Origin of the sequence: Streptomyces cyaneochromogenes (genome assembly GCF_003963535.1) — a bacterium.
In the GTDB taxonomy this organism is placed as follows: domain Bacteria; phylum Actinomycetota; class Actinomycetes; order Streptomycetales; family Streptomycetaceae; genus Streptomyces; species Streptomyces shaanxiensis.
Genome location: NZ_CP034539.1, coordinates 5,943,765 through 5,969,144 on the forward strand (window position 1 = coordinate 5,943,765; position 25,380 = coordinate 5,969,144).

Consider the following 25,380-nt stretch of genomic DNA (forward strand, 5'->3'; position numbering starts at 1 on the left):
GAGGTCACGCAACGATTACGGCGGCGTGCGCGTCCTGTGCCCGGATCGCGTCCGGCGTCGCTCGTGAATGCGCGCACGCGTCCACATCCCGCTTCGTCGCTCCCCCTGATGTGTGAACGCGCCCTCTATCAAGGCGGCCCGTCCAGCACCAATTTGCATGCAAGGGAAGTCTCTTGATATTGAGACGCCCCTTCCGAGCTGCGTCGACGAGCGGAAATGTCACCTCTGGTGATCACTCGAACGCTTCTCGTGTGAAGATCACCGCTCATCCGGCTTCATGATCCTTCGTCAGGTGGTGGAGATCACAAAGCTTGTGCAATACCCCGTGTCGCAGATCACAGAGCGGCGGGCATAAGATGCGAGGCAGTTGGGCTTGTGACCTGCTTCACATGTTCTCGATCTTCGCCCGGGACGAGCGGGGCTCGTGGGATCGGTGGGGCGGCTGTGAGCCCAGTGCAACCGCCAGCAGTCAGTGCCGACTGAGAGGAGCGAGGAGCGGTGAACGCTTATGCGCCCATCCTCGTACTGGGAGCCCTCGGGGCAGGCTTTGCGATCTTCTCCGTGGTCATGGCCACGCTGATCGGTCCGAAGCGATACAACCGGGCCAAGCTCGAAGCCTACGAGTGCGGTATCGAGCCGACCCCCACGCCGGCCGGCGGCGGGCGCTTCCCCATCAAGTACTACCTGACGGCGATGCTCTTCATCGTCTTCGACATCGAGATCGTCTTCCTCTATCCCTGGGCCGTCACTTTCGACGCCCTGGGGATTTTCGGGCTCGTGGAGATGCTGCTCTTCGTGCTCACCGTCTTCGTCGCGTACGCGTACGTATGGCGGCGCGGCGGCCTGGAATGGGACTGAGGGGCTTTTAACGACATGGGACTCGAAGAAAAGCTGCCGAGCGGATTCCTGCTGACCACCGTCGAGCAGGCCGCGGGGTGGGTGCGCAAGGCGTCCGTCTTCCCGGCCACTTTCGGCCTCGCCTGCTGCGCCATCGAGATGATGACCACCGGCGCCGGCCGCTACGACCTGGCGCGCTTCGGCATGGAGGTCTTCCGCGGATCCCCGCGCCAGGCCGACCTGATGATCGTCGCCGGCCGGGTCAGCCAGAAGATGGCGCCGGTGCTCCGGCAGGTCTACGACCAGATGCCGAACCCCAAGTGGGTGATCTCCATGGGGGTCTGCGCCTCCTCGGGCGGCATGTTCAACAACTACGCGATCGTGCAGGGCGTCGACCACATCGTCCCGGTCGACATCTATCTCCCGGGCTGCCCGCCACGGCCCGAGATGCTGATGGACGCCATCCTCAAGCTTCACCAGAAGATCCAGACCTCCAAGCTCGGCGTGAACGCCGAGGAGGCCGCCCGCGAGGCTGAGGAAGCGGCGCTCAAGGCCCTGCCCACGATCGAGATGAAGGGGCTGCTGCGGTGAGCGACGCGAACGGCACCAACGGGGCAAACGGGTCGAACGGGGTCAACCCCGAGAAGGACCTCTCCGCCTCCAACCTCCCCGGTCAGCGCGGCCAGGGCGGCGAGGAGATCCGCGTCCAGCGCGGCATGTTCGGCGCCAACAACGGAGGCGACACCTCCGGCTACGGCGGCCTGGTCCGCTCGGTCCGGCTCCCGGGACCGGCGAGCAGGCCGTACGGCGGCTGGTTCGACGAGGTCGCCGACGAACTCGAGGGCGCGCTGGAGGAACAGGGACTCCTGCCCGACAACGCCATCGAGAAGACGGTCGTCGACCGCGGCGAACTCACCTTCCACATCGAGCGTGAACACCTCGTCCGGGTCGCCCGCACCCTGCGGGACGACCCGGCCCTGCGCTTCGAACTGTGCACCGGCGTCAGCGGCGTCCACTACCCGACCGACAAGGGCCGCGAGCTGCACGCCGTCTACCACCTGCGCTCGATCACCCACAACCGGCTGATCCGTCTCGAAGTCAGCGCCCCCGACAGCGACCCGCACATCCCGTCGCTCGTCGCCGTGTACCCGACGAACGACTGGCACGAGCGCGAGACGTACGACTTCTTCGGCATCGTCTTCGACGGTCACCCCGCCCTGACGCGGATCATGATGCCGGACGACTGGCAGGGCCACCCGCAGCGCAAGGACTACCCCCTCGGCGGCATCCCCGTCGAGTACAAGGGCGCCCAGATCCCGGCTCCGGACCAGCGGAGGTCGTACTCGTGAGCACGCAGTCAGCAGCCGCCCGTGAGACCACCGAGGGCACCGTATATACGGTCACCGGTGGCGACTGGGACGAGGTCGTCCAGGCCGCGGCCCGCGCCGACGACGAGCGCATCGTCCTCAACATGGGTCCCCAGCACCCCTCCACCCACGGGGTGCTCCGCCTGATCCTGGAGATCGACGGCGAGACCGTCACCGAGGCCCGCTGCGGCATCGGCTATCTCCACACCGGCATCGAGAAGAACCTCGAGTACCGGACCTGGACGCAGGGCACCACGTTCGTGACGCGCATGGACTACCTGACGTCCTTCTTCAACGAGACCGCCTACTGTCTCGCCGTCGAGAAGCTCCTCGGCATCGAGGACCAGATCAGCGAGCGCGCCAAGATCATCCGGGTGCTCCTGATGGAGCTGAACCGGCTCTCCTCCCACCTGGTGTGCATCGCCACCGGCGGCATGGAGCTCGGCGCCACCACGATCATGATCTACGGATTCCGTGATCGTGAAATGATTCTCGACATCTACGAGCTGGTCACGGGCCTGCGCATGAACCACGCGTACATCCGGCCCGGCGGACTCGCCCAGGACCTGCCGCCCGGCGCGGTGGACCAGATCCGCGAGTTCGTGAAGAAGATGAAGAAGAACCTCCCGGAGTACGACAAGCTCGCCACCGGGAACCCCATCTTCAAGGCCCGCATGCAGGACATCGGCTATCTCGACCTGGCCGGCTGCATGGCCCTCGGCGCCACCGGCCCGATCCTGCGCTCCACCGGCCTCCCGCACGACCTGCGCAAGTCGCAGCCGTACTGCGACTACGAGACCTACGACTTCGAGATCCCGACCGCCGACACCTGCGACTCCTACGGGCGCTTCCTGATCCGCCTGGAAGAGATGCGTCAGTCGCTCGGAATCGTCGAGCAGTGCCTGGACCGGCTCCAGCCCGGCCCGGTCATGGTCGCCGACAAGAAGATCGCCTGGCCCGCCCAGCTCGCCCTGGGCCCCGACGGGCTCGGCAACTCCCTCGACCACATCAAGAAGATCATGGGCACCTCCATGGAGGCCCTGATCCACCACTTCAAGCTGGTCACCGAGGGCTTCCGCGTCCCGCCGGGACAGGCGTACGCGGCCGTCGAGTCACCCAAGGGCGAACTCGGCGTGCATGCCGTCTCCGACGGCGGCACCCGCCCCTTCCGGGTCCACTTCCGTGACCCGTCCTTCACCAACCTGCAGGCCATGGCGGCGATGTGCGAGGGCGGCCAGGTCGCCGACGTCATCGTCGCCGTCGCGTCCATCGACCCCGTGATGGGAGGCGTCGACCGGTGACCACCAGTTCTTCCGAGCGGGGCGTCAGCCTGGGCATGCCCGAACTGCCCGCGCCCGGCTATCCGGACGACGTTCGAGAGCGGCTCGAGAGGGACGCGCGCGACGTCATCGCCCGATACCCGGACTCCCGGTCCGCCCTTCTGCCGTTGCTGCACCTCGTGCAGTCGGAGGAGGGCCATGTCACGCGCACCGGGATGCGGTTCTGCGCGGACATGCTGCACCTGACCACGGCCGAGGTCACCGCGGTCGCCACCTTCTACACCATGTACCGGCGGAAGCCCTCCGGTGACTACCAGGTGGGCGTCTGCACCAACACCCTGTGTGCGGTGATGGGCGGTGACGCGATCTTCGAGGAGCTCCAGGAGCACCTGGGCGTCGGCAACGGCGAGACCACCGACGACGGCAAGGTCACCCTGGAGCACATCGAGTGCAACGCGGCCTGCGACTTCGCGCCGGTCGTGATGGTCAACTGGGAGTTCTTCGACAACCAGACCCCGACGAGCGCCAAGCGCCTCGTCGACGACCTGCGCGAGGGCAGGCCCGTCGAGCCGACGCGCGGGGCCCGGCTGTGCACCTTCAAGGAGACCGCGCGGATTCTGGCCGGATTCCCCGACGAGCGGCCCGGGGCCGTCGAGGAGAGCGGCAGTGCGGGACCGGCGTCGCTGGTGGGCCTCCGCCTGGCCAGGGGAGAGACCGCACCCGCGCGCGTGGTCCATCCGCGGGAGGGCGGCCCGCACGAGGAGCCGCAGGACAGCACGGTGCACGAGCCGTCGCCGGCCGAACACCTCAGTTCTCATGACGCGCCGCAGGACACATCGGCATCCGACCCAGCCCACCCGGCAGGGCCTGCCGCCGAGGAGGGGGAGTGATGACCTTGGCACCCGAGCTGAAAGACACCAGCCCCGAGAAGCTGCTCGCACCCGTGCTGTCGGCCTTCTGGGACGAGGACAGGTCCTGGACGCTGGACGTCTACCGAAGGCACGAAGGATACGAGGGACTTCGCAAGGCGCTCGCCATGTCGCCGGACGACCTGATCGCGTACGTCAAGGACTCAGGTCTGCGCGGGCGCGGCGGCGCGGGATTCCCGACGGGAATGAAATGGCAGTTCATTCCCCAGGGTGATGGAAAACCGCACTATCTAGTTGTCAACGCCGACGAATCGGAGCCCGGAACCTGCAAGGACATTCCGCTCCTCTTCGCGAACCCGCACAGCCTCATCGAGGGCATCGTCATCGCGTGTTATGCCATCAGGTCTTCGCATGCCTTCATCTATCTGCGTGGTGAAGTCGTCCCTGTTCTGCGGCGGTTGCACGAGGCCGTGCGCGAGGCCTACGCGGCCGGCTTCCTCGGCGAGAACATCCTGGGCAGTGGCCTGAACCTGGAACTCACCGTGCACGCGGGCGCGGGCGCGTACATCTGCGGTGAGGAGACCGCACTGCTCGACTCGCTCGAAGGCCGCCGTGGTCAACCGCGGCTTCGTCCCCCCTTCCCTGCGGTGGCAGGTCTCTACGCCTGCCCGACTGTTGTGAACAACGTCGAGTCGATCGCGTCGGTTCCCGCGATTCTGCATCGGGGCAAGGAATGGTTCCGGTCGATGGGCAGCGAGAAGTCCCCCGGCTTCACGCTCTACTCGCTCAGCGGCCATGTCGCCAGCCCCGGCCAGTACGAGGCACCGCTCGGCATCACACTCCGCCAGCTCCTCGAGATGAGCGGCGGCATGCGCCCCGGCCATCGCCTGAAGTTCTGGACGCCCGGCGGCTCCTCGACGCCGATGTTCACCGACGAGCACCTCGACGTCCCCCTCGACTACGAAGGAGTGGGCGCCGCCGGTTCCATGCTCGGCACGAAGGCGCTCCAGTGCTTCGACGAGACGACCTGCGTCGTACGCGCCGTCACCCGCTGGACCGAGTTCTACGCCCACGAGTCCTGCGGCAAGTGCACCCCCTGCCGCGAAGGCACGTACTGGCTCGTGCAGTTGCTGCGCGACATCGAGGCCGGCAAGGGCGTGATGAGCGACCTCGACAAGCTGAACGACATCGCCGACAACATCAACGGCAAGTCCTTCTGCGCCCTCGGCGACGGCGCCGCCTCGCCGATCTTCTCCTCGCTGAAGTACTTCCGCGAGGAGTACGAGCAGCACATCACGGGCCGCGGCTGCCCCTTCGACCCGGCCAAGTCGACGGCCTGGGCCGACCACCGCACGGAGGTACACGCATGACTGTGACCACCAGCGCCCCCTTGGGAGGGGGAGAGGCGGCGGTCCCGCCGGAAGATCTCGTGACGCTGACGATCGACGGCATCGAGATCAGCGTGCCCAAGGGCACCCTGGTCATCCGGGCCGCCGAGCAGCTCGGCATCGAGATCCCGCGCTTTTGCGACCACCCCCTTCTCGACCCGGCCGGTGCCTGCCGCCAGTGCATCGTCGAGGTCGAGGGCCAGCGCAAGCCGATGGCGTCCTGCACGATCACCTGCACCGACGGCATGGTCGTGAAGACCCACCTCACCTCGCCGGTCGCCGAGAAGGCCCAGCAGGGTGTGATGGAGCTCCTGCTCATCAACCACCCGCTGGACTGCCCGGTCTGCGACAAGGGCGGCGAGTGCCCGCTGCAGAACCAGGCCATGTCGCACGGGCACGCCGAGTCCCGCTTCGAGGGCCGCAAGCGGACGTACGAGAAGCCCGTCCCGATCTCCACGCAGGTACTGCTCGACCGCGAGCGGTGTGTGCTGTGCGCCCGCTGCACCCGGTTCTCCAACCAGGTCGCGGGCGACCCGATGATCGAGCTGGTCGAGCGTGGCGCGCTGCAGCAGGTCGGCACCGGTGAGGGCGACCCGTTCGAGTCGTACTTCTCCGGCAACACCATCCAGATCTGCCCGGTCGGCGCGCTCACCTCGGCGGCGTACCGGTTCCGCTCCCGCCCCTTCGACCTCGTCTCCTCGCCGTCGGTGTGCGAGCACTGCTCCGGCGGCTGCGCGACCCGTACGGATCACCGGCGCGGCAAGGTCATGCGGCGGCTCGCGGCCAACGACCCCGAGGTCAACGAGGAGTGGATCTGCGACAAGGGGCGGTTCGCGTTCCGGTACGCCCAGCAGCGCGACCGGCTTCAGACACCGCTCGTGCGCAACGCCGAGGGCGACCTCGAACCGGCCTCGTGGCCGGAGGCGCTGCAGATCGCGGCCCAGGGGCTGCTCGCCTCGCGCGGCCGGACCGGCGTTCTGACCGGCGGCCGGCTCACCGTCGAGGACTCCTACGCGTACAGCAAGTTCGCGCGCGTGGCGCTCGACACCAACGACATCGACTTCCGCGCGCGCGTGCACAGCGGTGAGGAAGCCGATTTCCTGGCGGCCCGGATCGCCGGTCGCGGCCGTGACCTCGACGGTACGGGCGTGTCGTACACCTCTCTGGAGAAGGCGCCGGCCGTCCTGCTGGCCGGATTCGAGGCCGAGGAGGAGGCGCCCGGCATCTTCCTGCGGCTGCGCAAGGCCTGGCGGGGGCACGGGCAGAAGGTCTTCTCGCTCGCCACGCACACGACGCGCGGCCTGGAGAAGGCCGGCGGCACGCTGCTGCCCGCCGCTCCCGGGACCGAGACCGAGTGGCTGGACGCGCTGGCGAGCGGGGTCGGCCTGGAGGACGACGGGGCGAAGGCCGCCGAGGCGCTGCGCACCGAGGGCGCGGTGATCGTCGTCGGTGAGCGGCTGGCCGCTGTGGCGGGCGGGCTCACCGCCGCAGTGCGGGCGGCGTCCGCGACCGGCGCCGAGCTGGTGTGGATCCCGCGCAGGGCGGGGGAGCGCGGTGCCGTCGAGGCCGGTGCGCTGCCGTCGCTGCTGCCGGGCGGACGTCCCGCGACCGACCCGCGCGCGCGTGAGGAGGTCGCCGCCGTATGGGGCCTGTCCGAACTCCCGCTCCGCTACGGCCGGGACACCGGCCAGATCGTCGAGGCCGCCGCGACCGGCGAACTCCAGGCCCTGCTGGTCGCGGGCGTCGAGGTCGCCGACCTGCCCGATCCGGCACGCGCGCGTGAGGCGCTCGCCGAGGTCGGCTTCGTGGTGTCGCTCGAGTTGCGGCCCGGTGAGGTGACCGAACTCGCCGACGTCGTGCTTCCCGTCGCAGCGGTCGCGGAGAAGGCCGGCACCTTCCTCAACTGGGAGGGCCGGGCGCGCTTCTTCGAGGCCGCGCTCAAGCCCGACCAGATGACCCGCCACCTGGCCCCGACCGACGCGCGCGTGCTGCAGATGCTGGCCGACGCCATGGACGTACACCTGGGTCTGCCGGATCTGCGCACCACGCGCGCGGAGATCGACCGGCTCGGCCCCTGGGACGGACCTCGGGCCACCGGACCCCTGGAGAGCGGGGCCCAGTTGCCGCGACCGGCCGCTGGTGAGGCAGTCCTCGCCGGGCACCGGCTGCTGCTCGACCAGGGCCTCCTCCAGCAGGGCGACGAGGCGCTCGCCGGGACGCGACACGCGGCCCACGCGCGCGTGTCGGCCGCCACGGCCGCCGAGGCCGGCATCAAGAACGGCGACGTACTGGCCGTGACCGGCCCTGCCGGAGTCGTCGAACTCCCACTTCAGATCACCGAGATGCCCGACCGCGTGGTCTGGCTCCCGCTGAACTCCACCGGTGGCGGCGTCGCCTCCGACACCGGGGCGCTGCCCGGCGCACTCGTCCGCATCGGCCCGGCGACCCTCGCGACCGAGGCCCCCGAGGAGGTGGAGGCATGAGCCCGTACCTCGCCGCTGAAGACCTGTCGATGTTCGGCACCGACCCCTGGTGGCTGGTCGTCATCAAGGCGGTGTTCTGCTTCGCCTTCCTGATGGTGACCGTGCTGTTCTCCATCGTCTGGGAGCGCAAGGTCGTCGCCTGGATGCAGCTGCGCATCGGCCCCAACCGGCACGGCCCCTGGGGCATGCTCCAGTCGCTCGCCGACGGCATCAAGCTGATGCTGAAGGAAGACGTCATCGTCAAACGCGCGGACAAGGTGGTCTACGTCCTCGCGCCGATCGTCGCGGCCATCCCGGCCTTCATGGCGATCGCGGTGATCCCCTTCGGCCCGGCCGGCAACGAGATCTCGATCTTCGGCCAGCGCACCACGATGCAGCTCACCGACCTGCCGATCGCGATGCTCTACATCCTCGCGGTCGCCTCGGTGGGCATCTACGGCATCGTGCTGGCGGGTTGGAGTTCCGGATCCACCTACCCGCTGCTCGGCGGCCTTCGCTCCTGCGCGCAGATGATCTCGTACGAGATCGCCATGGGCGCCGCCTTCGCCTCGGTGTTCCTCTACTCCGGGTCGATGTCGACGTCGGCGATCGTCGAGGCGCAGCAGGACCGGTGGTACATCGTCCTGCTGCCGGTCTCCTTCGTGATCTACATCATCACGATGGTCGGCGAGACCAACCGCGCCCCCTTCGACATGCCGGAGTCCGAGGGCGACCTCGTCGGCGGCTTCAACACCGAGTACTCGTCGATCAAGTTCGCGATGTTCATGCTCGCCGAGTACGTGAACATGGTGACGGTCTCCGCGGTGTCGGTGACGCTCTTCCTGGGCGGCTGGCGGGCCCCGTATCCGGTCAGCGCCTTCTGGGAGGGCGCGAACCACGGCTGGTGGCCGCTGCTCTGGTTCGTGATCAAGGTTCAGCTGCTGCTCTTCTTCTTCATCTGGCTGCGCGGCACGCTGCCTCGCGTCCGCTACGACCAGCTGATGAAGCTCGGCTGGAAGGTCCTCATCCCGGTCTCCGTCGTCTGGCTGATGCTCGTCGCGACCGTGCGGACTCTTCGCAACGAGAACTACGAATTCGCCGATATCGCCCTCTACGTCGGCGGCGGCATCCTCGCGCTGCTGCTCCTCTCCTTCGTCGTGGACATGTTCCGCGAGCGGACGAAGGCGGCCGGGGAGCCCGCCGAGGAACCCGCCGGCTTCGACGCGATGGCGGGCGGATTCCCCGTACCGCCACTGCCCGGACAGGAGCTTCCGCCGGTGCCGCGACGCCGTTCGCGCCGGGAGCGCGAGCTGATTGTCAGTGGTGGGCCCGATACTCAGAGTGATGGATCTCTGGATGGAAAGGAGGCGTCCGATGGCTGAGGAGCCCAAGGAGACCAAGCCCGGTTTCCAGAACCCCGTGGCCGGCTTCGGCGTGACCTTCAAGGCCATGTTCAAGAAGCGGCTGACCGAGCAGTACCCGGAGCAGCAGAAGACCACCGCTCCGCGCTTCCACGGACGGCACCAGCTCAACCGCCATCCGGACGGCCTGGAGAAGTGCGTCGGCTGTGAGCTGTGCGCCTGGGCCTGCCCCGCCGACGCCATCTATGTGGAGGGTGCCGACAACACCGACGAGGAGCGCTACTCGCCGGGCGAGCGGTACGGCCGCGTCTACCAGATCAACTACGCCCGCTGCATCCTGTGCGGGCTGTGCATCGAGGCGTGCCCCACGCGCGCGCTCACGATGACCAACGAGTTCGAGCTCGCCGACTCCAGCCGCGCCAACCTCATCTACACCAAGGAGCAGCTGCTCGCCGGTCTTGAGGACGGCATGGTCGACACGCCCCACGCCATCTACCCGGGGACCGACGAGCAGGACTACTACCGGGGTCTGGTGACGGAGGCCGCGCCCGGCACCGAGCGCCAGGTCGCCACGTCCAAGGGAGAGAAGCCCGAGGATCAGGAGGTGGAAGCATGAGCGCGCAGCTCGCCGCCTACTCCACCTCCACCGGCGAGGCGTTCCAGTTCTGGATCCTCGGCACCGTCGCCGTGATCGGCGCCCTGTGCACCGTCTTCATGAAGAAGGCCGTGCACAGCGCGCTCTGTCTCGCCGGGACCATGATCATTCTGGCTGTCTTCTACCTCGCCAACGGCGCCTACTTCCTGGGCGTCGTGCAGATCATCGTCTACACCGGCGCGATCATGATGCTGTTCCTGTTCGTGGTGATGCTGGTCGGCGTCACGGCCGCGGACTCCCTGAGGGAAACCATCAAGGGCCAGCGGTGGCTGGCCCTCCTCTGTGGGCTCGGCTTCGGCATCCTGCTCGTCGCGGGCATCGGGAACGCCTCGTTGAAGGAGTTCAACGGCCTCGGCCAGGCGAACGCGAACGGCAATGTGGAGGGCCTCGCGACCCTCATCTTCACCAAGTACGTCTTCGCCTTCGAGATCACCGGCGCCCTGCTCATCACGGCCACCGTCGGCGCGATGCTGCTCACCCACCGCGAGCGCACCGAGCGCGCCAAGACCCAGCGCGAGCTGTCCGAACAGCGCGTCCGCGAAGGCAAGCACGTCCCGCCGCTGCCGGCGCCCGGCGTGTACGCCCGGCACAACGCGGTCGACATCGCCGGCCTGCTGCCCGACGGCACCCCGTCCGACCTCACGGTCAGCAAGACCCTGCGCGAGCGCGGCCAGATCCGGGACGTGTCCGCCGAGGCGCTCAACGATCTCAGGGCCCTGGAACAGCGCGCGGAGGAACGGCTGGAGCGGACCGCCATCGAGCCGTCGACCTTCAAGCGGCCGGAGGAGGCGTCGAAGTGAACCCGGTCAACTACATCTATCTCGCGGCCCTGTTGTTCACGATCGGCGCCACCGGCGTGCTGATCAGGCGCAACGCGATCGTCGTCTTCATGTGCATCGAGCTCATGCTCAACGCCTGCAACCTGACGCTCGTCGCCTTCTCCCGGATGCACGGCAATCTCGACGGCCAGATCATCGCCTTCTTCACGATGGTCGTCGCCGCCGCCGAGGTCGTCGTCGGGCTGGCGATCATCGTGTCGCTGTTCCGTTCCCGCCACTCGGCCTCGGTCGACGACGCCAGCCTGATGAAGCTCTAAGGGGTCGGAAGAATCGTGGAGAACCTGATTGCGCTGCTGATCGCGGCGCCCCTGCTCGGAGCGGCCCTACTGCTGTGCGGCGGCCGGCGCCTCGACGCCGTGGGCCAGTGGGTCGGCACGCTTCTGTCGTTCGTCTCCTTCGTGTTCGGTGTGATCCTCTTCGCCGACCTGCTGGGCAAGGACGCCGAACACCGCACGCTCACCCAGCACCTGTACAGCTGGATCCCGGTCGAGGGCTTCCAGGCGGACGTCGCCTTCCGCCTCGACCAGCTGTCGGTGACGTTCGTGCTGCTGATCACCGGCGTCGGCTCGCTGATCCACCTGTACTCGGTCGGGTACATGGAGCACGACGAGCGGCGCCGCCGCTTCTTCGGCTATCTGAACCTGTTCCTCGCGGCGATGCTGCTGCTCGTCCTCGCCGACAACTACCTGCTGCTGTACGTCGGCTGGGAAGGCGTCGGCCTCGCTTCCTACCTGCTCATCGGCTTCTGGCAGCACAAGCCCAGCGCCGCCACCGCCGCGAAGAAGGCCTTCCTGGTCAACCGCGTCGGCGACATGGGCCTGTCGATCGCGATCATGCTGATGTTCCTGTGGTTCGGCACCTTCGCCTTCGGTCCGGTGCTCGGCACCGGCGAGGAGGCCGGGCTCGTCGCCGACACGAGCGAGGGCAGGCTCACCGCCATCGGCCTGATGCTGTTGCTCGCCGCGTGCGGCAAGTCGGCCCAGGTGCCGCTGCAGTCCTGGCTCGGGGACGCGATGGAGGGCCCGACCCCGGTCTCGGCCCTCATCCACGCGGCGACGATGGTGACCGCGGGCGTCTACTTGATCGTCCGCTCCGGAGCGATCTTCAACGCGGCGCCCGACGCCCAGTTGGTCGTCACGATCGTCGGTGCCGTCACGCTCCTCTTCGGTGCGATCGTCGGTTGTGCGAAGGACGACATCAAGAAGGCGCTGGCGGGCTCGACCATGTCGCAGATCGGCTACATGATCCTCGCCGCGGGCCTCGGCCCCATCGGCTACGCCTTCGCGATCATGCACCTGGTGACGCACGGCTTCTTCAAGGCCGGGCTGTTCCTCGGCGCCGGATCGGTCATGCACGGCATGAACGACGAGGTCGACATGCGCAAGTACGGCAGCCTGCGCAAGTACATGCCGGTCACCTTCGTCACCTTCGGCCTCGGCTATCTCGCGATCATCGGCTTCCCGGGTCTGTCCGGCTTCTTCTCCAAGGACAAGATCATCGAGGCGGCGTTCGCCAAGGGCGGCACCGAGGGCTGGATCCTGGGTGGTTGCGCGCTGCTGGGCGCGGCCATCACCGCGTACTACATGACGCGCGTGATGCTGATGACGTTCTTCGGTGAGAAGCGCTGGCAGCCCGACGAGAAGGGCAACGAGCCGCATCCGCACGAGTCGCCCAAGGTCATGACGATCCCGATGATCGTGCTGGCCGTCGGGTCGGTGGCCGCCGGTGGGTTCTTCAGCATCGGTGAACGCTTCGTGCACTGGCTGGAGCCCATCACCGGGTTCGAGCACGGCCACCCGCCGATCAGCGCGGGCGTGGTCACCGGCGCGACCGTCGCGTGCATGGTCATCGGCGTCGCCGTCGCCTACGGCCAGTACGGCCGCCGCCCGGTCCCGGTCGTCGCCCCGCGCGGGTCGCTGCTCACCCGGGCCGCCCGGCGTGACCTGCTCCAGGACGACTTCAACCACGTCGTCCTCGTACGCGGCGGCGAGCACCTCACGCGCTCCCTGGTGTACGTCGACCACACCCTGGTCGACGGCGTCGTCAACGGCACGGCGGCCTCGATGGGCGGCCTGTCCGGACGGATGCGCAAGCTGCAGAACGGCTTCGCGCGGTCGTACGCGGTCTCGATGTTCGGCGGTGCGGCGATCCTCATCGCCGCGACCCTGCTGATGAGGGCGGTCTGATACCGATGTCCTTTCCTCTGCTGACAGCGACGGCGGCGCTCCCGGCGATCGGGGCGATCGCCACGGCCGCCGTACCGGCCGCACAGCGCACCGCCGCCAAGTGGCTCGCGCTGCTCTTCTCGCTCGCCACGCTCGCCCTCGCGATCACCGTCCTGGTCCGCTTCGACCCGGACGGCGACCGCTACCAGCTCACCGAATCCCACGCCTGGATCGCGGACTTCGGGGTCCGGTACGAACTCGGCGTGGACGGCATCGCGGTCGCCCTGATCGCGCTGACGGCGCTGCTGATCCCGTTCATCGTCCTCGCGGGCTGGCACGACGCCGACCCGCTGGAGACCGGCAGCAGCCGCTGGCGGCCGACGCAGGGCTTCTTCGCCCTGATCCTGGCCGTCGAGGCGATGGTGATCCTCTCCTTCGAGGCCACCGACGTCTTCCTCTTCTACATCCTCTTCGAAGCCATGCTCATCCCGATGTACTTCCTCATCGGCGGCTTCGGGGACCGTGCCCACGAGCACGGCGAGAAGGTGGCGGCGACGCAACGGTCCTACGCGGCCGTGAAGTTCCTGCTCTACAACCTGGTCGGCGGACTGATCATGCTGGCCGCGGTGATCGGCCTCTACGTGGTCGCCGGGAACTTCTCGCTCACGGAGATCGCCGAGGCCCGCGCCAGCGGTCAGCTGGACATGGCGACCAACACCGAACGCTGGCTGTTCCTGGGCTTCTTCTTCGCCTTCGCGGTGAAGGCGCCGCTGTGGCCGCTGCACACCTGGCTGCCCAACGCGATGGGGGAGGCCACCGCTCCGGTCGCCGTCCTCATCACCGCGGTCGTCGACAAGGTGGGCACCTTCGCGATGCTCCGCTTCTGCCTCCAGCTCTTCCCGGAGGCCAGCAAGTGGGCGACGCCCGCGATCCTCGTCCTGGCGCTGATCAGCATCATCTACGGCGCACTGCTCGCTGTCGGGCAACGCGACATCAAGCGGCTGGTGGCGTACGCGTCGATCTCGCACTTCGGCTTCATCATCATGGGCATCTTCGCGATGACCAGCCAGGGCCAGTCCGGCGCGACGCTGTACATGGTCAACCACGGGATCTCGACGGCCGCGCTGATGCTGGTGGCCGGCTTCCTGATCTCGCGGCGCGGCTCGCGGCTCATCGCCGACTACGGCGGTGTGCAGAAGGTCGCGCCCGTGCTCGCCGGCACCTTCCTGGTCGGCGGCCTGGCGACCCTGTCGCTGCCGGGACTGGCACCCTTCGTGAGTGAGTTCCTGGTGCTGGTCGGCACGTTCACCCGCTACCCGGCGGTCGGCATCATCGCCACCTTCGGCATCGTGCTCGCCGCGCTCTACACCCTCGTCCTCTACCAGAGGACGATGACGGGCCCGGTGAAGCCGGAGGTCTCGGCGATGCCCGACCTCAGGGTGCGTGAACTCGTGGTCGTCGCCCCGCTGGTCGTACTGCTGATCTTCCTGGGCGTCTACCCGAAGCCCCTCACGGACATCGTCAACCCGGCGGTCGAGCAGACCATGTCCGACGTACAGAAGAAGGACCCCCAGCCCGAGGTGGAGGCGGCCAAGTGAGCGCATCAGCCGTCCACAGCCTGTGGACAACCGCGGCCGACCCGATCTCGAAGATCGACGCGCCGAAGATCGAGTACGGACAGTTGTCGCCCACCCTGATCGTCGTCGGCGCGGCGATCGTCGGGGTGCTGATCGAGGCGGTCCTGCCGCGCAGGTCCCGCTACTACGCGCAGGTGTTCGTCTCCGTCGTGGCGCTCGTCGCGGCCTTCGCGGCGGTCGTCGCGCTGGCGGCCGGCGGGTACGCGACGACCAAGTCGGGCATCGCCGCGATGGGTGCGATCGCCGTCGACGGACCCGCCCTCTTCCTGCAGGGCACGATCCTGCTGGCGGGCCTGGTCGGCCTGTTCACCTTCGCCGAGCGGCGACTCGACCCGGCGGCGCACGGCAACCGGGTCGACTCCTTCGCCGCGCAGGCCGCGGCCGTGCCGGGCAGCGACAGCGAGAAGGCCGCCGTGAAGGCCGGGTTCACCACGACCGAGGTGTTCCCGCTGCTGATGTTCGCGGTCGCCGGCATGCTGATCTTCCCGGCGGCCAACGACCTGCTGACACTGTTCATCGCCCTGGAAGTCTTCTCGCTCCCGCTGTACCTGATGTGCGCGCTGGCCCGCCGCAAGCGGCTCATGTCGCAGGAGGCCGCGGTCAAGTACTTCCTGCTGGGTGCCTTCGCCTCCGCGTTCACGCTGTTCGGCATCGCGCTGCTGTACGGGTACGCGGGCTCCGTGTCGTACGCGACGATCGCGCAGGTCGTCGACGGCACGGTCCCGGACGTCACCCCGGCGCTCGCGGACACGATGGGCAACGACGCGCTGCTGCTCATCGGCGCCGCGATGATCGTCATGGGGCTGCTGTTCAAGGTGGGCGCGGTGCCGTTCCACATGTGGACGCCGGACGTGTACCAGGGTGCGCCGACGCCGTTGACCGGGTTCATGGCGGCGGCGACCAAGGTGGCCGCGTTCGGTGCGCTGCTGCGCATTCTGTACGTCGTCCTGCCCGGGCTGCGCTGGGACTGGCGGCCGGTCCTGTGGGGTGTGGCGATCGTCACCATGCTCGGCGGTGCGATCGTCGCGATCACGCAGACGGACATCAAGCGGCTGTTGGCGTACTCGTCCATCGCGCACGCGGGCTTCATCCTCGCGGGTGTCATCGCGGCCACGCCGTCCGGTGTGTCGTCGGTCCTCTTCTACCTGGGCGCGTACTCGTTCGTGACGATCGGCGCGTTCGCGGTGGTGACGCTGGTGCGCGACGCCGGCGGTGAGGCGACGCACCTGTCCAAGTGGGCCGGCCTCGGCCGTCGTTCACCGCTGGTCGCGGCTGTGTTCGCGGTGTTCCTGCTGGCCTTCGCCGGCATTCCGCTGACCTCCGGCTTCGCCGGCAAGTTCGCCGTGTTCAAGGCGGCGGCGGAGGGCGGGGCGGGCCCGCTGGTCGTGGTCGGTGTGATCTCGTCCGCGATCGCGGCGTTCTTCTACATCCGGGTCATCGTCCTGATGTTCTTCAGCGAGCCGAACCCGGAGGGGCCGACAGTCGCGGTGCCGTCGCCGCTGACGATGACGGCGATCGGGGTCGGCGTCGCGGTCACGCTGGTGCTGGGCGTGGCTCCGCAGTACTTCCTGGACCTGGCGAGCCAGGCGGGAGTGTTCGTGCGCTGACGCGGCGCCTGTGAGCACGGCAGCGGCTCGGCTCCCTTCCGAGGGAGCCGAGCCTCTCTGCTGTGGCGGGCGGGGGAGGAGCCTGTGGATAACTCCGGTGATGTCCGTGGCGGCCCCTATCGTGGATGCAGTGGTCGAGGGACGACGTACGGGGGCATGGCGATGGGTGCGACGGGTGGGATCAGGGAGATGCCAAGGGTGACCGAGGCGGCAGGCGGGACAGAGAGCGAGGCGCTCGCCACGCTGCACCGGGTCTTCGGGTACGACGCCTTCCGGGGTGAGCAGGAAGCGGTCATCGAGCATGTGGCGGGCGGCGGGGACGCCGTCGTGCTCATGCCGACCGGCGGCGGCAAGTCGTTGTGCTACCAGATCCCGTCCCTGGTCAGACCGGGTACCGGCATCGTCGTCTCGCCGCTCATCGCGCTGATGCAGGACCAGGTGGACGCGCTGCGGGCGCTCGGTGTGCGGGCCGGGTTCGTCAACTCCACTCTGGACTTCGACGAGCGGCGGGTGGTGGAGGCGGAGTTTCTGGCGGGCGAGCTGGACCTGCTCTACCTCGCGCCGGAGCGACTGCGGCTCGACTCGACGCTGGACCTGCTGTCGCGCGGCAAGATCGCCGTCTTCGCGATCGACGAGGCGCACTGTGTGTCCCAGTGGGGCCACGACTTCCGCCCCGACTATCTGACCCTCTCCCTGCTCGGCGAGCGCTGGCCGGACGTCCCGCGGATCGCGCTCACCGCGACGGCCACGCGGGCGACGCACGAGGAGATCACCCAGCGGCTGAACATGCCGACGGCCCGGCATTTCGTGGCGAGCTTCGACCGGCCCAACATCCAGTACCGGATCGTGCCGAAGGCGGACCCGAAGAAGCAGTTGCTGAGCTTCCTGCGGGAGGAGCACGCGGGTGACGCGGGCATCGTCTACTGCCTGTCGCGCAAGTCGGTGGAGTCGACGGCAGAGTTCCTGACCCGCAACGGCATCGAGGCGGTGCCGTACCACGCCGGCCTGGACGCGGGCACGCGCGCGGCGCACCAGTCCAGGTTCCTGCGGGAGGAAGGCCTGGTGGTGGTGGCGACCATCGCCTTCGGGATGGGCATCGACAAGCCCGACGTACGCTTCGTCGCCCACCTCGACCTGCCCAAGTCGGTCGAGGGCTACTACCAGGAGACGGGCCGCGCCGGTCGTGACGGACTGCCCTCCACGGCGTGGATGGCCTACGGCCTCAACGACGTCATACAGCAGCGCAAGCTGATCCAGTCGGGCGAGGGCGACGAGGCGTTCCGGCGCCGTGCCGCCGCGCACCTGGACGCGATGCTGGCGCTGTGCGAGACGGCTCGGTGCCGACGAGGTCAGCTGCTCGCCTACTTCGGTCAGGACCCGGATCCGGTGGGCTGCGGCAACTGCGACACCTGCCTCACCCCGCCGGAGACCTGGGACGGCACGATCGCGGCGCAGAAGGTGCTGTCGACGGTGGTGCGGCTGCAGCGGGAGCGAGGACAGAAGTTCGGCGCGTTGCAGATCGTCGACATCCTGCTGGGCAAGCGCACGGGCAAGGTGATCCAGTTCGACCATGACCAGCTGTCGGTGTTCGGCATCGGCGAGGAGCTGGCCGAGGGCGAATGGCGGGGCGTCATCCGGCAGTTGCTGGCGCAGGGGCTGCTCGCGGTCGAGGGGGAGTACGGGACGCTCGTGCTGACCGAGGCCAGTGGGACCGTGCTGCGGCGGGAGCGGGAGGTTCCGCTGCGCAAGGAGCCGAAGAAGCCGGCGACCTCGCGGTCGGCGTCGGGGTCTGGTTCCGCGGGCTCCGGGCGGGGGGAGCGCAAGGCGAAGGCCGCGGTGGCCGAGTTGGCGCAGGAGCTGGTACCGGCCTTCGAGGCGCTGCGGGCCTGGCGTGCCGAGCAGGCCCGGGAGCAGGGCGTCCCGGCGTATGTGATCTTCCATGACGCGACGCTGCGGGAGATCGTCACGGTGTGGCCGGGGTCCGTGCGGGAGCTCGGGGGCGTCAGCGGGGTCGGGGAGAAGAAGCTGGCGACGTATGGCGAGGGGGTGCTCGAGGTGTTGCGTTCGGTGCGGGGAGAGACCGGCGTGGGCGCGGCGGCCGAGGCGGACCCGGGGATGGATCCGGGGGTGGATTCGCGGTCGGATCTCGGGGCGGACGACTGGCCTGAGATGGAAGCGGAGCCGGAGCCGGAGGACTGGGCGTAGACGTAGCGGGCCGGACCGACGCCGCGAAACCTGCGGGCAGCCGTGCTGTTGAGGCGGCAAGGGGGGCGCAGGCTACGCCCGGTCAGCGCGGGGCTGCGTCCGGCCTACGCACCTTCGCCGGTACTCCTGCCCTCGATCCCTCGATACCTCGATCCCTGATCTCTCGATCCGGCCTCAGCCCAGTGCCGTGAGCCCCGGTGCGAACGTGATCAGGAGCGGGAGCAGCGGCACCAGGGCCGCCAGCGTCGTGGTGAGGGCGCGGTGGCGGTGGCTCAGGCGGGGCGGGGGCTGCAGGAGGCGGTTGACGCGTTCGCCCAGGAGACGGTTGGTGGAGGAGCAGGAGAGAACGCCCCGGTGCTGGTTGAGCTCGATCAGGGCCAGCGCCGTCGTCAGGTGACCGCAGCGACGGGACGCCGTGTCGTCGGCGGCCAGCTCGACCAGGCGGTGGGTCTGGTCGCAGAAGTGGGCGAACAACGGGATGCGGGGGAATCCGGTGGCCAGCGCGGTGGAGAGGTGCAGCAGCCAGTCGTGGCGGGCTTGGGCGTGGCCACGCTCGTGGGTGAGGACGGCGTCGAGCTGGTGGTCGGTCAGGCGGTGCAGGGCGCCCGTGGTGACGATCAGCTGGGGTGGGTTGCCGGGCATCCACCAGGCGTCGGGGTACTCGTCCTCCAGCACCAGCAGCGGGCCGCGCGCGGAGCCCAGGCTCGCCGGCAGCTCAGGGGCGCGTTCCCGCAGGTGGGCCCTGGCCTGGCCGCGTCGCCGCCGCGCCTCGACGAGCTCGCGGGCCAGCATCGCGGTCGTCCAGGCGGCACCGCAGGCCAGCAGCACGCTGAGCGCGGCCGCCCAGGCGGGCGCGGCCGAGAGGTCGTACGCCTCGGTCACCGACGGCGGCGCCGGAGCGAAGAGCTGGGCGCGTACCGTGCCGAACACGGCGGCGGTGCCCAGGGCCAGGGCCGTCAGGCAGGACAGCAGGACGGTGGCGACCAGGCACTGCCACACCCAGAGGGCGACCACGGGTTCCCGTTCGGGCCATGCGGCTCGGGTCAGCGCACGCGGAACGGGCACGGCTGCTGTCAGAGCGACGGTGCTCAACAGGAGCAGGCAGAAGGTCATGCCGGAGGCTCCGGATCCTGGTCAGGGGAGGTGCGTGGGCGGACGTGCGGGGCGGTGGGCGAGGAACACACCACCGCCAGCCAGTATGACGGTGACGATCGCCGGAGTCAGCGGTGAAGAGTCGCCGAACTCGCTTTGGGGCACGGTGCGTAGGCCGGCAGGGCGGCCTACGCCACTGCCTTCTACGCTCGCGGTGCCTCCCGGATCGCCGTCGCGCCCTACCCCCGTAGTGCCTCCCGGATCGCCGTCGCCCCCTACCCCCGTAGTGCCTCCCCGATCGCCGCCTCCACCTCTGTGTCGTTCGCGCCCAGTGCGCGAGCCTCCGCTGCCAACCTCCGTGCCGGTGCGGCCAGTTCGTCCCGATGCGGACGGTGGATGCCTGCGGGGAGAGGGGCGACGCGGCTGCCCGCGCCTCGTCGGGTGCGGATCAGGGATGCTGCTTCCGGTTCGCGGTACGCCCGTGCCACGGTTCCCGTTGCCGGCCCCAGGTCTGGGGTCAACTGCCATACCGTCGGCAGGAGTTCGCCCTCCGCGAGGCGGCCCGTGGAGATCGGGGCGGCGAGCTGGGCTCGGATCTGTTCGTACGGCGGGACCGGGCTGTTCGTGTCGACGCGCTGGGCCGCCCTGCTCACCGGTGGCTGTCCCTGCCGGTGCCGGCCCGACGGTCCTTCCACGCCGTCGCCCGGGGCGAGACGATCGTGAACAGGCACCACGGTGCCGTGATCAGGGCGAGCAGTCCGAGCGGCCACACCGTCCAGTTCCCCACGACTCCGGCCACGCCGTCGCACGTCGTGCTCATCAGCGCGCCCGACACCGTCGAGGCCACGCCGAACAGGGAGGACGAGACCACCAACCCCCACGCCGCGACGATCGCCAACGTCCGGTCGCGGCGGGACTGTTCATCGCCGGGGCGGGTCGCGATGCGCCGCAGGGACCAGCCGCAGGCGGCTGTGGAGAGGGCGAGGGAGGCCAGGACGGGAAGGCCGTAGTAGAGGCCGGGCCAAGGCGTGTACGAATGCGTCACGCCTCCGCAGGCCACCGTGAGCGCGCGCCCCGCACGGCCCAGGTCGTCCGGCGACGCCACCGCGGCTGCCGCGGTCAGCAGGACGATCAGTGCGGCCGCGAGGCCGAGCAGGAGCAGGGTCATGCGAGGCGGGACGTAGTGCCGGACCCGGCGTGGGGTGAGGCCGGCCGTGCGTACGGTGCCCCGGCGCGGCGCGGTCAGCGCGTCGCCGAGAAGCACTCCGGCGACCGCGCACAGGCCGAACGCGAGGATGGCGTAGAGGGGGCCCTCTCCGTTGTTCAGGGGCGGCAGCCAGAAGGCGGCCGACACTCCGACGGCCAGGCCCGCCCAGCGGGCGTAGCGGTCGACAGGCGCGCGGGACGCGGGCGCCGACGTGGATGGACGCGAACCGGCTTCGAGCATGGGAAACACAGACCCCCGTGGAGATGGCTCGTACGCAGAGATGGCTCATACGCAGAGGTGGAACTTACGCAGCCTTGTACTCACCGCTTGTGTCACGCGGTGAGTACAAGATGCGGCCTCTCCGGGTTTTGTGTCAACTGCTTGCTACAACCTGCCCGGTGACCTCGCCCAGTCCCACGCGCACCCCACCCGGCCCCGCGGCCCAGGCGGACAGGGTCACCACGTCGCCGTCCTCCAGGAACGTCCGCTTGCCGTCCGGGAGTTCAAGAGGATCGCGGCCGTTCCAGGTCAGCTCCAGCAGCGACCCGCGCTCGCGCTCCGTCGGGCCGCTCACCGTGCCGGAGCCGTACAGGTCGCCGGTGCGCAGCGAGGCGCCGTTCACGGTCATGTGGGCGAGTTGCTGGGCGGCGGTCCAGTACATGGTGGAGAAGGGAGGCTCGGAGACGACGTGGCCGTTGATGGCCACCGAGATACGCAGGTCGTAGCCGTCGGGTTCCGCCGAGGGGTCGGAGTCGTCCAGGTACGGCAGCAGGGGGTGCGTCCGCTCCGGCGGTGCCACCCGGGCCTCCTCCAGCGCGTCCAGCGGGGTGATCCAGGCCGACACCGACGTGGCGAAGGACTTGCCGAGGAACGGGCCGAGGGGGACGTACTCCCAGGCCTGGATGTCTCGTGCCGACCAGTCGTTCAACAGGCAGAGCCCGAAGACGTGCTCACGGAAGTCGCCCAGGGCCACCGGCTTGCCCATCTGGGACGGGACGCCGACCACGAAGCCGACCTCGGCCTCGATGTCCAGGCGGACCGACGGGCCGAAGACGGGGGCCGGGTCGGTGGGTGCCTTGCGCTGGCCGGAGGGGCGTACGACCTCCGTGCCGGAGACCACCACCGTGCCCGAGCGGCCGTGGTAGCCGATCGGCAGGTGCTTCCAGTTGGGGGTCAGGGAGTCCGCCGCGTCGGGGCGGAAGATCTGGCCGACGTTCCGGGCGTGGTTCTCGGAGGCGTAGAAGTCGACGTAGTCGGCGACCTCGAAGGGGAGGTGCAGGGTCACCGAGGACAGCGGATGGAGGAGGTCCGCGATGGCCTCCTGGTGGGCGGGGACCGTCACCCACGCCGTCAACGCGCGCCGTACGTCCGACCAGGTGGTGCGGCCGGCGGCGAGCAGCGGGTTCAGGGAGTCCTGGGCGAGCAGCGGGGCGTACGGCGAGCCGAGCGCGTAGGCCGCCTTGCCCGCGTCGAGGACGTGGTCGCCGAGCCGGACGCCGACCCTGCGCGCGGAGTCCGAGCCGGGGAGGGAGAAGACGCCGTACGGGAGGTTGTGCGTGCCGAAGGGGTCGCCCTCGGGGAGATCGAAGGGGGGCATGGGGTGCTGCCTCACTCTCATCCGCTCCGTGTGCCATTGCCATGTAGTCGGGCCACACGTTACGTGTGAGTCGGCTGTCTTGTGCAGTGCGGAGCTCGCGTCTCCGAGGAGGGCGAATCACCAGGTCGCCGCGCTCAGGGAACTGCTCGGGAGAAATCTTCGGCAGGTCGGTCACACATGCCTTGGCCGCTTCGTCAGTGCAGTGAAGACGCAAGCACTCACCCAGGAGGCGGGAACCATGCAGGCACGGATGACCAACCCGGCGTACGTCCTCTCCGGCGCGATGAAGGGGATCGGCACGCTGTACCAGGCGATCGGCGAGGGGGGCCTGTCCCAGGAGCTGGCCGAGATCGTCGGGCTGCGCGCCAGTCAGATCAACGGGTGCGGCGCCTGTGTGCACGGCCACACGGCCAATCTGCGCAAGGCGGGGGCGAGCGACGAGCGGATCGACGCCGTCTCCGCCTGGCGCGAGGCGCCCTGGTTCACCGACGCCGAGCGTGCCGCGCTGCAGCTGACCGAGGCGATGACGAGGCTCGCGGACCGTTCGCACGAGTCGGTGCCGGACGCGCTGTGGGACGAAGTCGCCGACCACTTCGACGAGAAGGAACTGTCGGCGCTGATCCTCACCATCGGCGTCACCAACATGTTCAACCGAATCAACACCACCATCAAGGAGCCCGCGGGCACCACGTGGGGGTGAAATCGCCACAAGCGGAGGGCAGTTGTCATCCGGAAGCGGAATAAGGGAAAGGACCGGAGGCAGAAGCGGAACCACAACCGCAACCGGAACAGGTGTCAACACATGTGAACACAGCAGCCGTCCGGTTCACGTCGAGTCGATGGGGCCTCCTGTCCGTATTCTCTGATCATGGCCGCACCTATCGCATATTCACTCATCGCCACTGACCTGGACGGGACGCTGCTCCGAGGCGACGACACGCTCTCGGACCGGTCCATCGACGCGCTCGCGCTGGTGGCGGCGGCCGGTGCGCAGCACCTCGTCGTGACGGGCCGGCCGGCGCCCAGAGTGCGGCCGCTCCTCGACATCCTGGGCAGCACGGGGCTCGCGGTGTGCGGGCAGGGCGCGCAGCTGTACGACGCCGGCGCGGACCGTCTGCTGTGGTCGGTCACCCTGGACCGGGAGTTGGCGGAGACCGCGCTCGGCAAGATCGAGGCCGAGGTGGGGCAGGTGTACGCGGCCGTCGACCAGGACGGCGTCGACGGCCTCACGCTCATCGAGCCCGGGTATCTGATGCCCCACCCGACCCTGCCTGCCGTACGCGTCCAGCATCGCGACGACCTGTGGTGCGAGCCGATCAGCAAAGTGCTGCTGCGCCATCCCAGCCTGTCGGACGACGAGTTGGCGGCGACGGCGCGGTCGGTGGTCGGGTCCCTCGCCACCGTCACGATGTCGGGGCCCGGGACCGTCGAACTCCAGCCATGCGGCATCACCAAGGCGACCGGTCTGGCGCTCGCGGCGGAGCATCTGGGCCTGGGAGCGCACGAGACCATCGCCTTCGGGGACATGCCCAACGACATCCCCATGTTCGACTGGGCCGCCCGCGGGGTCGCGATGGCCAACGCGCACCCCGAACTCAAGGCGGTCGCCGACGAGATCACCCTGTCGAACGAGGACGACGGCATCGCCGTCGTCCTCGAGAGACTGTTCACGGGCATCTTGGCCGATTTCGTCCCGTAGGACTCCGTAGGACTCCGTAGGACTCGCTCCTCGACCAATGTGCCTTTTGTCTAGTAAGGGCCGTTCACGTTGTCGATCGAGCCGTACCGCGCGGCCGCGTAGTTGCACGCGGCCACGATGTTCGCGACCGGGTCGAACGGGTCGTACACCGTCCCCGGCACGTGGTACGCGGCGAAGGTCGGGTCGATGACCTGCAGGAGGCCCTTGGACGGCGTGCCCGCGGCGGCGTTGGAGTCCCAGTTGTTGATGGCCGACGGGTTGCCGGAGGACTCGCGCAGGATGTTGCGGTGAATGCCCTCGTACGATCCGGGAATTCCGTTTTGCGACATGATGTCCAGCGCGTTGCGGATCCAGCCGTCGAGGTTGTTCGGGAAGTTCTTCACGGAGGCCTGGGTGGCCTGGGCGACGGAGGACTTCTTGGCGGGCGCGGACGCCTTGTCGGCCGTGTTGCTCGCCGTGCTCGCCTTCTTCGTCGCCCGGACCTTCAGGTCGAGGCCCGGGTGGATCAGCCGGGGGTTGTCGCCGATGGCCTTGCGGTTGTCCTTGTAGAGCTGCCGCCAGCCGCCCTGGGCGTCGTACCGGTCCGCGATGCCGTAGAGCGAGTCGCCCTTCTTCGTGGTGTAGGTGACCGATCCGACCTTCGCCGGGGCGGAGGCCTGGGCCGGCTCCGCGGCGCCGGCCGTCGTCGCGCTCAGGAGCGGCAGGGCGAGGGCGACGGTGCCGGTTCCGGCGACGACGACGTTGCGGGTGAGCGGGTTGGTGCGGGGACGGCGGTGCTTGCCTCGGGCCATGGCGCTGTTCCTCTCCAACGCCTGCGAGGTGAGCTGTCGGGTTCGGGCGGGGAGGTGCCCGGTCGTGCCGTCGTGTGGCGGCGCGACTTCACCCCGAGCCGCGCCGGTGCGCCATCAAGGCGTCCGGTGCGGCGACTTACCTGGGTCCCCCGCTCCTGCCGTGCGTTTGTGAGTGCGTGGGTGGGTGACTCGGGCGGCGGCAGGATTAGGCGTCCGCCCGACGAGCGGGAACGTATGCGAGAGCACATGCCCGGAACAAGTGCCATGGTCACCGTCATGCCGGTTGACCATGGTCTGACTCGTATGGGGTGCTTGATCCTTT

At 69.0% G+C, this 25,380-nt stretch carries 22 protein-coding genes and 1 riboswitch; of the genes, 17 read left to right on the top strand and 5 right to left on the bottom strand.

All coding sequences use genetic code 11. From position 1 onward, the window contains the following. Nucleotides 1–498 precede the first annotated feature (498 nt). From EJ357_RS27130 to recQ, 15 genes are all read left to right on the top strand, one after another. A complete protein-coding gene (locus EJ357_RS27130; RefSeq protein WP_003992243.1) occupies nucleotides 499–858 on the top strand; it encodes an NADH-quinone oxidoreductase subunit A in 360 nt (119 codons plus the stop codon). Nucleotides 859–873: 15 nt separating this feature from the next. Then, on the top strand, nucleotides 874–1,428 hold the full coding sequence (locus tag EJ357_RS27135; RefSeq protein WP_003998928.1) for a NuoB/complex I 20 kDa subunit family protein: 555 nt from the start codon (nucleotides 874–876) through the stop codon (nucleotides 1,426–1,428). Further along, complete coding sequence (locus EJ357_RS27140) at nucleotides 1,425–2,186, top strand: NADH-quinone oxidoreductase subunit C (protein WP_126394178.1); 762 nt, start codon at nucleotides 1,425–1,427, stop codon at nucleotides 2,184–2,186. Before EJ357_RS27135 ends, EJ357_RS27140 begins: the two co-directional genes overlap by 4 nt. Continuing rightward, a complete protein-coding gene (locus tag EJ357_RS27145) occupies nucleotides 2,183–3,505 on the top strand; it encodes an NADH-quinone oxidoreductase subunit D (protein ID WP_126394179.1) in 1,323 nt (440 codons plus the stop codon). Before EJ357_RS27140 ends, EJ357_RS27145 begins: the two co-directional genes overlap by 4 nt. Further along, on the top strand, nucleotides 3,502–4,374 hold the full coding sequence (nuoE, locus tag EJ357_RS27150; protein WP_126394180.1) for an NADH-quinone oxidoreductase subunit NuoE: 873 nt from the start codon (nucleotides 3,502–3,504) through the stop codon (nucleotides 4,372–4,374). Before EJ357_RS27145 ends, nuoE begins: the two co-directional genes overlap by 4 nt. Continuing rightward, on the top strand, nucleotides 4,374–5,723 hold the full coding sequence (nuoF, locus tag EJ357_RS27155; protein WP_126394181.1) for an NADH-quinone oxidoreductase subunit NuoF: 1,350 nt from the start codon (nucleotides 4,374–4,376) through the stop codon (nucleotides 5,721–5,723). Before nuoE ends, nuoF begins: the two co-directional genes overlap by 1 nt. Further along, nucleotides 5,720–8,224 (top strand): NADH-quinone oxidoreductase subunit G, encoded by a 2,505-nt coding sequence (locus EJ357_RS27160; RefSeq protein WP_126394182.1) that lies wholly within the window; start codon nucleotides 5,720–5,722, stop codon nucleotides 8,222–8,224. Before nuoF ends, EJ357_RS27160 begins: the two co-directional genes overlap by 4 nt. Then, complete coding sequence (gene nuoH / locus EJ357_RS27165) at nucleotides 8,221–9,585, top strand: NADH-quinone oxidoreductase subunit NuoH (RefSeq protein ID WP_126394183.1); 1,365 nt, start codon at nucleotides 8,221–8,223, stop codon at nucleotides 9,583–9,585. The genes EJ357_RS27160 and nuoH overlap by 4 nt, the downstream gene beginning before the upstream one ends. Further along, nucleotides 9,578–10,180 (top strand): NADH-quinone oxidoreductase subunit NuoI, encoded by a 603-nt coding sequence (nuoI, locus tag EJ357_RS27170; protein WP_126394184.1) that lies wholly within the window; start codon nucleotides 9,578–9,580, stop codon nucleotides 10,178–10,180. Before nuoH ends, nuoI begins: the two co-directional genes overlap by 8 nt. Beyond that, entirely contained in the window at nucleotides 10,177–11,019 is an 843-nt protein-coding gene (locus EJ357_RS27175) for an NADH-quinone oxidoreductase subunit J (protein ID WP_126394185.1), read from the top strand. The genes nuoI and EJ357_RS27175 overlap by 4 nt, the downstream gene beginning before the upstream one ends. After that, nucleotides 11,016–11,315, top strand: coding sequence for an NADH-quinone oxidoreductase subunit NuoK (nuoK, locus tag EJ357_RS27180; RefSeq protein WP_107904232.1), 300 nt, complete (start codon nucleotides 11,016–11,018; stop codon nucleotides 11,313–11,315). The genes EJ357_RS27175 and nuoK overlap by 4 nt, the downstream gene beginning before the upstream one ends. Before the next feature lie 15 nt (nucleotides 11,316–11,330). Next, nucleotides 11,331–13,244, top strand: a complete 1,914-nt coding sequence (gene nuoL / locus EJ357_RS27185; protein WP_126394186.1) for an NADH-quinone oxidoreductase subunit L — start codon at nucleotides 11,331–11,333, stop codon at nucleotides 13,242–13,244. 5 nt (nucleotides 13,245–13,249) lie between these two features. Further along, nucleotides 13,250–14,821 carry an NADH-quinone oxidoreductase subunit M gene (locus tag EJ357_RS27190; RefSeq protein WP_126394187.1) on the top strand — a complete coding sequence of 524 codons (1,572 nt, stop codon included), beginning with the start codon at nucleotides 13,250–13,252 and terminating at the stop codon, nucleotides 14,819–14,821. Then, on the top strand, nucleotides 14,818–16,467 hold the full coding sequence (gene nuoN, locus EJ357_RS27195; RefSeq protein ID WP_126394188.1) for an NADH-quinone oxidoreductase subunit NuoN: 1,650 nt from the start codon (nucleotides 14,818–14,820) through the stop codon (nucleotides 16,465–16,467). Before EJ357_RS27190 ends, nuoN begins: the two co-directional genes overlap by 4 nt. Nucleotides 16,468–16,629: 162 nt before the next feature. Next, nucleotides 16,630–18,672 (top strand): DNA helicase RecQ, encoded by a 2,043-nt coding sequence (gene recQ / locus EJ357_RS27200; RefSeq protein ID WP_126394189.1) that lies wholly within the window; start codon nucleotides 16,630–16,632, stop codon nucleotides 18,670–18,672. A 174-nt stretch (nucleotides 18,673–18,846) separates the two neighbouring features. On the opposite strand, the gene EJ357_RS27205 is transcribed toward recQ, so the two are convergent. From EJ357_RS27205 to fahA, 4 genes are all read right to left on the bottom strand, one after another. Then, nucleotides 18,847–19,785, bottom strand: a complete 939-nt coding sequence (locus EJ357_RS27205) for a M56 family metallopeptidase (protein WP_126394190.1) — start codon at nucleotides 19,783–19,785, stop codon at nucleotides 18,847–18,849. A gap of 254 nt (nucleotides 19,786–20,039) precedes the next feature. Then, complete coding sequence (locus EJ357_RS27210; RefSeq protein ID WP_126394191.1) at nucleotides 20,040–20,417, bottom strand: GntR family transcriptional regulator; 378 nt, start codon at nucleotides 20,415–20,417, stop codon at nucleotides 20,040–20,042. Next, the gene (locus tag EJ357_RS27215) at nucleotides 20,414–21,211 is read right to left on the bottom strand and encodes a hypothetical protein (protein WP_126394192.1); all 798 of its coding nucleotides are present in this window, start codon (nucleotides 21,209–21,211) and stop codon (nucleotides 20,414–20,416) included. The genes EJ357_RS27210 and EJ357_RS27215 overlap by 4 nt, the downstream gene beginning before the upstream one ends. A 133-nt stretch (nucleotides 21,212–21,344) precedes the next feature. Continuing rightward, nucleotides 21,345–22,568, bottom strand: coding sequence for a fumarylacetoacetase (gene fahA, locus EJ357_RS27220; RefSeq protein WP_126394193.1), 1,224 nt, complete (start codon nucleotides 22,566–22,568; stop codon nucleotides 21,345–21,347). Nucleotides 22,569–22,806: 238 nt separating this feature from the next. On the opposite strand from fahA, the gene EJ357_RS27225 reads away from it, so the two are divergent. Beyond that, the gene (locus EJ357_RS27225) at nucleotides 22,807–23,268 is read left to right on the top strand and encodes a carboxymuconolactone decarboxylase family protein (protein WP_126394194.1); all 462 of its coding nucleotides are present in this window, start codon (nucleotides 22,807–22,809) and stop codon (nucleotides 23,266–23,268) included. 168 nt (nucleotides 23,269–23,436) lie between these two features. Next, nucleotides 23,437–24,267, top strand: a complete 831-nt coding sequence (locus EJ357_RS27230) for an HAD family hydrolase (RefSeq protein ID WP_126394195.1) — start codon at nucleotides 23,437–23,439, stop codon at nucleotides 24,265–24,267. 50 nt (nucleotides 24,268–24,317) lie between these two features. Here EJ357_RS27230 and EJ357_RS27235 read toward each other — a convergent pair whose 3' ends face one another. Then, a complete protein-coding gene (locus EJ357_RS27235; RefSeq protein ID WP_126394196.1) occupies nucleotides 24,318–25,058 on the bottom strand; it encodes a transglycosylase SLT domain-containing protein in 741 nt (246 codons plus the stop codon). Nucleotides 25,059–25,063: 5 nt separating this feature from the next. Beyond that, nucleotides 25,064–25,233, bottom strand: a riboswitch (cyclic di-AMP (ydaO/yuaA leader). Nucleotides 25,234–25,380: the final 147 nt, after the last annotated feature.